The 12,570-nt window shown below is 50.8% G+C and carries 3 protein-coding genes; all 3 read right to left on the reverse strand.

Annotated elements, in window-relative coordinates:
- Positions 1-966: a PorP/SprF family type IX secretion system membrane protein gene (locus tag FVR03_RS02585; protein ID WP_187270016.1), complete on the reverse strand. Its 966-nt coding sequence runs from the start codon at positions 964-966 to the stop codon at positions 1-3.
- Positions 967-979: 13 nt separating this feature from the next.
- Positions 980-10,561 carry a PKD-like domain-containing protein gene (locus FVR03_RS02590; protein WP_147920201.1) on the reverse strand — a complete coding sequence of 3,194 codons (9,582 nt, stop codon included), beginning with the start codon at positions 10,559-10,561 and terminating at the stop codon, positions 980-982.
- 1,047 nt (positions 10,562-11,608) lie between these two features.
- Entirely contained in the window at positions 11,609-12,568 is a 960-nt protein-coding gene (locus FVR03_RS02595) for a PorP/SprF family type IX secretion system membrane protein (RefSeq protein ID WP_147920202.1), read from the reverse strand.
- Positions 12,569-12,570: the final 2 nt, after the last annotated feature.

Consider the following 12,570-nt stretch of genomic DNA (forward strand, 5'->3'; position numbering starts at 1 on the left):
CTAGAAGAAGCGTGGAGATTGCGTACGCGTATCCTGCTTTTTAAAGAAGGTATACCCTACCGACACCTCATGACTCGGATACTCCCGCAGGTCGTTGAGCGTAATGTCGTAAGAGTACCCCAGTCGAAGGCTCGGCGTCAGGAACAGCTGCGCTATAAGGGCAAAGGCATTCTTTTTCTGCAGCTTATAATCTGCTGGCATTTTATTGAACAGGGGTACGGCCGTTCGGTAAGAACCTCCGAACCAAACCCGGTCATATACCATTAAAAAAGAATTTAGATCGACTTTGGAAGGTCCTTTAAAATCGTCTTGCAACAGGAAACTCGGTTTAAAACGAAGCGCCGGACTCAGGTCGAAAACATACCCTGATGATAGAAAATACTGACGGGCCGGTGTGCCAATAAGGGTGTTGCTACCTTTAAACGGCACCAGGTTGGCAGCCGAAAAGCCAGCATAAAAGCGCTCTGTATTAAAAAACACGCCTCCTCTTATGTCGGGCAGCAGCTCCGACTCACGGCCTGTCGGAATAGCTACATCCGGAATAATGGTACTGCCAGGCCGGAGTTTGGTGCCATCGAGGGTGTATTGCGCAAAGCCTCCTGCAAAGCCTACTGCAATTCTGGAAGTCTCGCTCAGGTTAAGGCGCACCGAGGCATTGCCATAGGCACTTAACTGTGTCTGGACTCCAATTTCATCGTTTAGTGCGCTAAAGCCAATGCCGAGTCTGCCGTTTCGGGTGAGCCCATCTATGCTGAGGGCCTGGGAGGTAGGAGAGCCTTCCAGCCCGGACCACTGGCTGCGGTGCGTTGCGTTTATGTTCAGCAACTCTTTACTACCCGTATAGGCCGGGTTTATGACCATTTCATTAAATATGTACTGGGTGTACTGTGGTGCCTGCTGGGCATATAGCACCGGAGCCAGCAGCACACCACAAAATGCCAGTACTTGTCGAATTATCCTTATCATTATGTTACTCCTATTATCTCATGATCATCACAAACCCTTTGTACACCTTGTCGCTGCCATCGCACTGTTTTACCCGAGCCATGTAGTAGTAAGTTCCCTCGCTCAGGTTATCGCCGGTCCAGTCGTTTTTGTAGTTGCTGCTTCGGTACACTTCGTTGCCCCAGCGGTTTATAATCGAAACTTCTGTGTTCGGGTAATTTCCTAAATTCTCGATGGCCCAGGTATCGTTGTTGCCGTCGTTGTTAGGAGAGAACACGTTCGGAAACTCCAGGTCGCTGGCTATCAGGCTCAGGTCTGGCGTTAACGAAACCGACTCGCTCAGGCAGGTACCATTGTCTATTACCACTGCTATGGCGCCTACACTATTTCCGGCAGCCGCTACCCGAATGCGGGTCGTACCTTGCCCCGACAAAACAGACCACCCCGATGGCACCGACCAGTTATAAGCGCTGGCTCCTGCTACTGATGCAACTTCGTAAATCAGGCCATCACACATAGAGCTTCTGTCGAGAATGGCGCTCGCACCCGCTATCTGCACTGCTCTTACATTCATGGTGGAGCTCAGGCTGGTGCCGCAGCTGTTGTTGGCTACCACCGAAACCTGGCCCGACCCGATGCCTGCCACAACTGTAACCTGTGTTGTACCCTGGCCATTAGTAATTGCCCAGCCAGTTGGGAAACTCCAGGTATAAGAGGTGGCTCTGCTTGCGCCCACTACCGTGTAAGTAAGAGTACGGCCTACGCACATTTCAATTTCGCCGCTAATCATGCCAGGAGCTGTCGGAACACCAGTTACAGGCCTTACCGCCAGGGTGCTGGCAGCGCTGGTGCCACAAGAGTTGGAGGCGATAACAGAAATGTTTCCCTGACTACTGCCTACCCGCACTCTTATGCTGGTGGTGTTCTGGCCAGCCTGAACAGACCAACCGGCAGGCACAACCCAGGTATATGCCATGGCACCTGCCACGGCAGGTATAGTATACACCACACCCGTACGGCCTGCACATGGTTCAATCTCACCGGCTATGGCTTCAGGCGTTTCAGGCCTTGGTTGTGCGTTTACTGCTAATACATTGGCGGCACTGGTACCGCAGCTGTTACCTGCTGTTACTCTAATTTCACCGGCCGTAGAGCCTGCTGTTACTTCGATGTCGCTGTTCCCTTGTCCGGCCGTAATAAGCCATCCTTCCGGCACTTCCCAGGTATAGGTAGTAGCACCTGGTACCGGATCAACACTTATAAGGGTGTTAGCGGTACCTGCGCAAAGCGGGCCGCTGCTGGTAATAGGTCCCGGTGTGGCCGGCGTACCCGGACGAAGCGAAACTGCCAGCGATCTGTTGTTAACACTGCTAAAGCAGGCATTCTCAGCACTCACCGAAACTGTACCCGGAGTTTCACCGGTTCTTACCGTAATTGCAGCAGTGCCTTCGCCATCTGTTATTACCCAACCTTCTGGCAACCGCCAATCGTAGGTTCTGTTAGAAAGCTGCACCACCGAATATTCCACACCTTCGGTATTAGGGCAAACCACTGTAGGTCCGGTAATTACACTTGGTTGTGCAGGCACGGTAAGCGGTGTAACCGTAATGGACCTGGACTCACTAGGGCAATTGCCTGCTCCTCTTGCTACTACTGTGAGTGTTCGGGTGGTCGTGTTGTTCGGAACATTATAAGTAATGGAGTTTGTAGTAGATGATGCTACAGCCGACCAACCTGATGGCATGGACCAGACATAGGAGGCGGCACCCTCTACAGGCTCTACACTAAATGTTACAGTACCTCCAGCGCAATATGGCCCACTTGCTAATATCTCTCCTGGCTGAGCAGGCACCACTAGTGGTGTAACGGCTCGGGTTCTCACATTGCTGGTACAACCTGTCGCGTTTGTTGCTGTAACAGAGACTGTTCCTTCTGTTGTACCAACTGTTGCTATAATGGTATTGGTAGTGGAGGACCCTTCCCAACCTTCAGGTAATTGCCAGTTATAGGTCATGCCAGCCACGGCAGTTACACTAAAAGTAACCTTGTTGCCGATACAGAGCAGCGCGTTCTGGAGTATGGCAATACTTTCTGGCTGGCCTGGAAGCGATGTTGGCACAACATTTAAGGTACTTGCCGTACTTAAGCAGCCACCTGCCCCCACCGCTCTTACAGAAATAACTCTTGCTGTTGTATTGTTCGGAACCGTAACGGTAATGCTTGTTGATGTAGACCCTGCCACAGCAGTCCAGCCAGTAGGTAAGGTCCAGGCATAAGAGGCTGCTCCTGCTACTGGCTCTATATTGAAGGTTACCTGACGCGTTGCACAGAAAGGCCCGCTTGCAGTTATTTCGCCAGGTGCTACCGGAGTAGCCGGGTTAACATTTAAGGTACTTGCAGCGCTGGTACAACCACCTGTGTTTACGGTTACAACAGATACCGTACCGGCTGTTGCTCCTACTGTTACTGTTATTGTTCTGGCAGTAGAGGTTCCGGTCCAGCCATCAGGCAACGACCACCTGAAGGTGACTCCTGTAATAGCCCGAACACTTAAGGTAATCTGGCTGCCTACGCACAGGTTGCCGCTTGCTGAAATTGCTTCTGGCGTAGCCGGTGCTGCTAACAAAGCAGCAGCCAACGTGCGTGCGGGGCCGTTGCAGCCTTCACCATTTGCAGCGGCCACCGAAATGGTTCCGCCAGCAGTACCAACAGTTGCTGTAATACTGGCTGTACCGTTGCCCGAAACAATGCTCCAGGTAGCCGGCAAAGACCAGTTATAGCTTAAACCAGCTACAGCCAGCACACTTAGCGTTACTTCGCGGCCAGCACAGAAAGCTCCGCCTGGAGTAATTGCACCGGGTTGTGCAGGCGCCGCTACTGGCGTAACCGGTAGCGTAGCTGATGGGCTAGGGCAACCACCTGCATTTGCTACTACCGATATAGTACCTGATGCGGCACCAACTGTTGCCGTTATCGTATTTGTGGTGGAGGCACCGGTCCAGCCGGTTGGCAGCGTCCAGCTATAAGATGTAATGCCAGGTCGGTTTTCTACGGTAAAAGTTACCTGGTTCCCAACACAAAGGGAGCCACTGGTTGTTATGGCACCTGGCATAGCCGGAGCCACAGCCGGATTTACATCCAGAGAGCGGGCTGTGCTGCTACAGCCACCAGCATTTGTTGCACTAACAGAAACAATTCCTGCCGATGAACCTACAGTCACTGAAATGGTATTAGTGGTGGAGCTTCCGCTCCAGCCATCGGGCAAAGACCAGTTGTAGCTCATGCCTGCCACAGAAGGTATACTGAAGGTAACTTGCTGCCCTACGCAAAGAGGCGAATTAAAAGTAATAGCAGCTGGTTGGGCAGGAGCTGCAATCAAGGTTGCTGATAGGGTGCGGGCTGTACTGAGGCAACCAGCTGCATTTGCAGCTGTTACTGAAATGGCACCTCCGGCAGTACCTACTGTTACCAAAATGCTGTTTGTGGAAGAAGAACCTACCCATCCGGCAGGCAAGGTCCAATTGTAGGTCATCCCTGCTTCAGCCGGGACACTTAATGTTATCTCACGGCCTATACAAAACGCACCACTCGCCGCAATAGCGCCTGGCTGAGAGGGTAAGGCAACAGGAGAAACCGGCAATGTTCTGGCTGCGCTGGCACAAGAGCCTATATTCCCTGTACCTGCTGTAACCGAAACTACACCAGCGGTTGTTCCTACTCTGGCAGTTATGCTTGTAGTACCCTGGCCGGCTGTAACTGTCCATCCTGCGGGCACTGACCAATTGTAGTATGATGCCCCTGCAACCGTTGCTACACTAAAGGTCACTACCTGCCCAATACACTGCGCTCCGTTTGCAATAATGGCACCTGGTTGAGTTGGTGCAGCAAAAGGCGTTACGTTAAGGGTTCTGGCACTGCCGGTGCAACCCGAAGCATTTACTGCCCGCACTGATATGGCACCACTAGTGGCACCCACTGTTACGCTAACAGAAGAGGTCCCTTGCGGTGAATCTATTCTCCAGCCGGAAGGTACGGCCCAGGTATAGTTCAGGCCCGCTACGGCTGGCACGCTCAGTGTAACCTGGCTCCCTGCGCAAAAAGCAGCATTAGCAGAAATGGTACCTGGTTGCGCTGGCAGGGCAACCGGTGTAACGGGTAAGGTGCTGGCGGCACTGGCGCAGGCGCCGGCAGCACCAGTGCCTGCTGTTACAGCTACTGTTCCGGTCGCTGCACCTACCCTGGCTGTAATGGTTCTGGTGCCCTGGCCTGCTGTTATAGACCAGCCAGCGGGCAGGCTCCACCTGTAATAGGTGGCACCAGAAACTGCCGCTATGCTAAAGGTAGTTGTCTGCCCCACGCATTGTGTACCCGAAGCTATGATTGCCCCTGGCTGCTCTGGCGTTACAAAAGGTCTTGCGTTTAAGGTTCTGGTGGTGCCGGTGCACCCCGAGGCATTTACCGCCCGCACCGAGATCGCACCATTGGTGGCACCCACTGTTACGCTAATAGAGGAGCCGTCTTGTGGCGAGTCAATAGTCCAGCCTGAAGGAACAGCCCAGGTGTAGCTCATGCCCGCTACACCTGGCACACTCAGTGTTACTTGGCTCCCTACGCAGAGTGCACCACTCACCGTAATTCTGCCTGGCTGTGCTGGCAGGGCAACCGGTGTAACGGGTAAGGTGCTGGCGGCACTGGCACAGGCACCGGTTGCACCTGCACCTGCGGTTACGGAAACTGAACCGGCTCCCGCGCCAACTCTGGCCGTAATGGTAGTAGTACCTTGCCCAGCGGTAATAGACCAACCCGTTGGCAGGCTCCACCTGTAGTAGGTGGCTCCTGTAACTGCCGCTACACTAAAGGTAACTGTCTGCCCCACACACTGCGTTGTAGCTGTAGCCGTGATGGCCCCTGGCTGCGCTGGTGTTACAAAAGGTGTTGCATTTAAGGTTCTGGTACTGCTGGCACAACCTGAGGCACCAGCGGCTCGCACCGAAATGGCTCCGGCAGTACCGCCTACTGTAACGGTAATAGAAGAGGCCCCTTGTGGTGAATCTATTCTCCAGCCGGAAGGTACGGCCCAGGTATAGTTCAGGCCCGCTACGGCTGGCACGCTCAGTGTAACCTGGCTCCCTACGCAGAAGGCACTGCTGGCTGTAATGGCACCTGGCTGTGCTGGCAGGGCTGCCGGCGTAACCGGCAAGGTGCTGGCAGCGCTCGTACAATTCCCTGACCTGCTGCTAACAGCTAGTGTACCCTCTGTTGAACCAACTGTTACTGTAATGCTTCTGCCCGTAGAGGCGCCTACCCAACCTGCAGGTAACGACCATACATAAGATGTTGCTCCAGCAACGGCATCTACAGTGAGAACGACCTGCTGCCCTATGCAAAATGAACTGCTGGCTGCAATAGTCCCCGGCTTAGCTGGAGTAGGAGCAACGACAATGGGAGTACTGGCCGCCGTTAAAGCATTGCAATTATTTATAGCTGTTACACTGATGTTTCCGGCACCAGCCACAAGCCTGATAGAGGAGGCATCCTGAGCAACTAATGTCCAGGTGGCAGGGTAGTTCCACTGGTAAGAAATTCCTGCCTGAGGTGCTGCCACCCTGAACAATACTTCTGAGCCAGCACATAAACCTCCTTCGTTAAGTATAACAGGTGTTGCTGGAGGCACATTATCTGAAATAGTGATGGAATTGCTGAAGTCGCTTTGGCAACCTGCTGTAGTTGTCGGTACTGCTGTTGCTCTTATGGCTCCTGTTCCGACTGTTAGCCTGATAGTAGAAGCAGTTTCAGATAAGAGTACCCAGTTTGAAGGGTAGTTCCACCTGTAAGTAGCACCAGCCTCAGGACTAACCACTCTAAATGTTACCTCTCCGCCAGCACAAAGGCCCCCTTCGCTGCTGATAACCGGAGCAGCTAATTGTCCTTCTCCGGGTACTACTGTAATGGCATTGCTGCCGGCACTCTGAATGCCGCATCCGTTAACTGCACGTGCTGAGATAGCACCTGCTCCAACAACTACCCTGATAGAGGCAGCTCCTTCAGATACAACCGCCCAGGCGGAAGGGTAAGTCCACTGATAGGCTAAACCCGGTTCCGGATTACTAACTCTGAAGGTTACGGTTGAGCCTACACACAAACCTCCCTCATGTGCTATAACTGGTGCGGCTGGTTGCGTGTTATCTGAAACGGTAATGGCATTGCCGGCCTCACCTGGCGTACCACAGCTAGTTAAAGCCGTTGCCGTTATGGCTCCCGTACCTACTCTGAACCGGATAGAGGTACCGTCATCTGAAAGAATGGTCCAGCCGGAAGGGTAATTCCATTGGTAAGAAGCTCCTGCTTCGGGACTAGCGACTCTGAACGTAACTTCTGATCCTATGCAGAGTGTACCTTCGCTCACAATCAAGGCTGGCATGGGCTCTTCCGGACCAGAAACCACAATGGCATTACTTGTACCACCTGCAGCGCCACAGCTATTTAGGGAAGTTGCTGTTATGGCTCCCGACCCTATTCTTAGCCTCACAGAACTTGCATCTTCGGTCAGCAGTGTCCAGGTAGTTGGGTAATTCCATTGGTAAGTTAAGGCAGCATCAGGGTTTGTTATTTTAAACGTTACTTCTGAACCTACACACAAGCCTCCTTCACTGGTTATGGCAGGGGCAGCAGGCAATGTTTCGGTTATAGTAACGGTGTTGCTTGGCCCGCTTTCGCATCCGGAACCGCTCTGAGCGCTGGCTGTAATGTCGCCTACACCTATTATTAACCTGATAGAAGAGGCACTCTGTGACACAAAAGACCAACTGGAGGGGTAAGTCCAGTTATAGTTAACTCCTGCAACGGCATTCTGTACTGTAAAAGTTTTTTCTGTGCCCGGGCATGCGTCTGCGGCATTGCTCATAGATATAACAGGCACCGCCGGCACTTCCGTAACAACCAAAGCCTCACTCTCCTCGCCTGGGCCACAATCGCCACCGGTTGTACGTGCCGTAATCTGACCTGCAGCTACTGTTAGTGTAATTGATGTGCTACTTTCTGAAACGACTACCCAGGTGCTAGGGTAAGTCCAGGAGTAAGACTGCGCTGCATCAGGGTTTGAGATTTGGAAGGTAACCTGATTGCCTACGCACAAGGCTCCCTGGTTGCTGATAACTGGTATGGCCGGAGCTGCCGGCACCTGAAAGCTGTTACTTACTCCGCTTTCGCAGCCTGCACCGTTCTCAGCTCTTACAGCTATCTGTCCTGCAGCTGGCACTAGTTTTATAGAGGCATTATCCTGCGAAACAAATACCCAATCAGAAGGGTAGCTCCAATTATATAGCAGCCCTGCTACCGGACTCTCTACTTTAAACTCTGTTTCGGTGCCCGGGCAAAGTGGGCCTTCATGTGTTATAACAGGTGTAACCGGCAGTTCTAAGACTGTAACTGGCTCACTTGGCTCACCTGAACAGCCAGCTGCGTTACTGCCTCTTGCTGTTATCTGGCCCGCTGCCACTCTAACCTTAACGGTACCGGCAGTTTGCGAAACAAGTGTCCAGGAGGTTGGGTACTCCCACTGGTAGGTTACACCTGCTACCGGGTTTTCGATCCGGAAGGTAGCCTCAGCACCTGGGCAAAGGTCTCCGTCTGTGCCTATAGTGGGGGCCTGGGGGCGTTCTGTAACTGTAACAATATTGCTTGGGGCGCTAACGCAACCAGATGCGTTTACAGCCTGTGCAGTTACCTGGCCAGCTCCTGCCACCAGGGTTATAGAAGCAGCTCCTCTCGATACAAAAGTCCATTCTGCCGGGTAGTTCCACTGATAGATTAAACCTGCCGGAGGGTTAGCGACGCTGAAGGTAATTTCATCGCCTGCACAGGGAGTGGCATTGCTTTGGATGACCGGAGCGGCTGCCGGCACACCTGAAACCGTTATCGGTTCGCCTGGTTCGCTGGTGCAGTTCATAGCATTTGCTGCCGTAACGGTGGCACGTATCTCACCGGCACTGTTGGCCACTACCCTGATAAACGAATCGCCTGTTTCAAGCACCTGCCAGCCTGCCGGGTATACCCAGCGGTATATCATGCCGGCCACTGGCTGCACCACCCTGAACGTAATATCGCCCCCAATGCACAAATTGCCTTCGCTAGCTATAACAGCGGCCGCAGGTACCGTAGAAACCATTATCTCGTCGCTTACACTTGTCCTGCTGCAGGCATTAGTTGCTGTAACACTTACGGCACCTGCACTTGACGTTATAAAGGTTATGGAGCTGGCGTTCTGGTTCACCACCGTCCAATCGGCCGGACGATTCCAGCGATAACTGATGCCAGCCTCCGGGTTAGTAAGCCTGAACGTGATCTGGCTACCGGTACAAAGGCTGCCTTCGCTGGTAATAACCGGTTTTACAGGAATTGCCGACGGGCTAACCGAAATATAGCTTCTGGGAGTAGCTCCAGGTCCGTTTCCACAGGCATTGCTCCCAAATACACTTATATCTCCGGTGCCGGTTCCTACGGTTACTTCTATAGATGTTTGCGCTGCGTTAAGAGCTTGCCAGGTCCAACCTTGCGGAACCTGCCAGTTATAGGTGATCGCCCCCTGAATGGTGGGTATGCTGAACCTTACTTTACTTCCTTCGCAAAGGTAATTACCAGCTACATTAGAAGAGATAGCGCCAGCAGCAGGAGGAGTAACGCAAATGGTCTGCGTGGCAGTGTTATTAGCAGGGTTATTGTCTGTTCCATTTCCTGCTGCTGAAATGCTCACCACAGAGGCCCCCGGTATATCTAACCGGATGTTAACAGTGAATGTAATTAGTTGCTCGCTGTTTAGCGTACCGATGTTCCAGCTATAACTGTAGCCAGGATCGTTGTTTATGCCAGGTATCGTTAGTTCGGCTGTAACATTTGTCTCCTGATCAGGGCCACGGTTTTCGACCAGGTAGGTGTAGGTAAGTATGGTGCCATAGGGTATGGGCTGCCCCGGCGTAACAGGCACTCCGTTTTGTGTAATCTGCAACCTAACACCAAGATCGGCGGCAAGCGTGTTTTGTGTGCCGGCAGCTTGAGCAGTTCGGAAGGAAATCGCTTCTACACTACCAGCCGTACTAAGGTTTGCCTTGTTTCTGGGGGTAATTATATTGGCTGGCAATTTGGCATCACCAGCGGTACTTACATCGCCCTCCACAATCCAGAAAACATTGCCGGCCAGTGTGCCAGCTGCTGTTTTAACACTTCCGTTTCCTGTTACCAGTAGGTTACCTGCTACCTGTATGAGGGTAGTTGCAGCGGTTCCGCGTGTTATAGTAAGCGGACCGTCTAAGGTAGCGTTACCATCTATTTTGTAGGTGCCGGCTACCAATGTGGCGTTACCAAGCCGAGGGTTTGTTAAAACCTCCTGCCCCGGAATTCTTACAGTAGTATCTGCGATCTGCTGCGAAAGCTTTTTAGAAGAAACAGAAGCCTGTGAAGCCTCAACCATGTCTATATTCTGTTCCTCTAATACACTTGCTGCCAAAAATACATCTGCGTAAGCACCTATAAACTCTGGCACCACATAGGCGTTGCCAGCTAAGGAAGCTAAACAGAGACCTACTATATAGAAGAAGGCCTGCTTTTTAAAAATTTTCATGAAAAATTGTAAATTTTTATAATATATTAGTCTTTATGGTTGAGTTTAATTTGTCTTCGATTTAAGCTCTGCTGTGCCAGATGCTTCTATGGCAAATTAGATAATTGAATTGAATCGCAATATTATGTGAAAATGATGCAATATGAAAAAAATAATTTTTTATGGTGATTTCCTATCTTCCTGAAAAGTATATTTTTTTTATATATGCCTATACAACAATGATCAGATTATTAGTTCATTTGTGCTTTAAAATAAGTTAACAAGTTGTACCAGTTAAAATTATAGCGATCGAAAGAAGAAGAAACATATGTAAGTAGCTGCTTCACGAACGTAGAATTTTTCTTATAATCTGATTTATCAAAAAAATACTGCACCGAGTGGTTTACCGGATATGGGTGCAATTTTACCTAACTGTTTTGCACCAATAAAGGTAAGAAATTAGCTCAGGCTTTTAGCATGAATCAAATTGCATTTATAGGATAATATTTGACGAAAATAGAGAACATAAAAACTTGATTTGTCTTGCGTTCAAGGCCCCCTAGTGGTTAATTTAATGTATGGAACCCTTGACTTAAAATGGCTACTTTTACTTTGGAAGGCTATTTTTATTTGAATAATTGGCACATCGTATTTTCATGCGCAATTAGCAGTGGCGGAGGTTCTACCCATACTGAATTATGCGAATGAAAATGGCCTTCAGAAGGCATTTCAACTGCATCTTTGCCAAGGCTTAACTACTTAAAGAGTTTCCTCTTCTCTGTTACAGACGATGTCATACACTTATCGGAACCAGTCAATAGTATCGCGTTAAGAAAAACGACACACGTACCACGTATTACGACAAACGATTTTATATAATTGTATAATTGGTGACACAGACTCCGGTAAGTTGTGTCGATGTTTATACAGGCTGACAAGAGTTTCTTTGTAAACTTTTATCGTAGTCTTCAACAGAAGAAATCAATAAAAAAACCTCTGCCTCAGGAAGTGCTGAAACAGAGGTTCTGAAAAAGGATAGTTTCTATATGCTGACGACGGCAACAGTGGCTACCACACCCACTGCGGACATATAATGCGGCGGTCGTTGAACAACTTAAAGCCGACTACAATCTCGTGGGTTCCGGCACTTACGCGGTTAATATTGGAGGTGGTGGCATCGTAGGAGTAAGACACATCGAGCAACGGACTTACGTAAACGCCAACCAAGGCAACAATGGCATCTTTGTGGCGATACGAGCCTCCTACCCAGAAACGCTGGTCGTACATTACCCGCAGGTTGGCATCAATGGCAGATGGACTTGGGCCAGCCAGTTTTACCATAACCGAGGGGATGAGATCTATTTTGCTGGTGGCACTATAACGGTAACTGCCTGTGGCAAAGTAGTGCCGCTGCAAACCAAGTGTAGCCTGTTCTTCATCGGCCAATCTAAAACCTGCTGCATTTTCTAACAACTGGGCTCCGGCGAAACCAACAGAAAAGTTTTGGGCATACACCCACATACCCAGGTTCAGGTCGAGCATGTTGCGGTTTATGTTGCCGCCTCCTATTAAGGGGTCGTTCGGGTTGGTAAACTCCAGCTCGCTGGCGTTAAGCGAGTTGCGAATGAGCCCTGCCGATGCTCCTGCCGATACATTTATTTTGTTTGTAATAGGCAGGTGGTAAGCGTAGGAGCCCGTAAGGCCGGTGCGGCGCAAAGGCCCGGTTTGGTCGGTGTGCATGAGCACGCCAACACCGTGGTGCGCCAATGCCTTGTGATACTTGTTACTGGCCGCCCCTTTGTTCAGCGGCATGTGCCCCGATACATAGTAGGTTACGGGTGCACCGTCTAAACCCATCCATTGCCTTCTGTTACTAACCCGTATATCGGCATAGTCTTCTATGCCTGTTAAAGCAGGGTTCAGAATATAGTTGTTAACCATGTACTGGCTGTACTGGGGGCGTTGTTGTGCTACAGCCTGCACTGCAAGCGCTGCCCAAACGATTAAAAGCAGGAGTGGCTTCCTCATCT

This window comes from Pontibacter qinzhouensis, assembly GCF_008017455.1.
Lineage (GTDB): Bacteria > Bacteroidota > Bacteroidia > Cytophagales > Hymenobacteraceae > Pontibacter > Pontibacter qinzhouensis.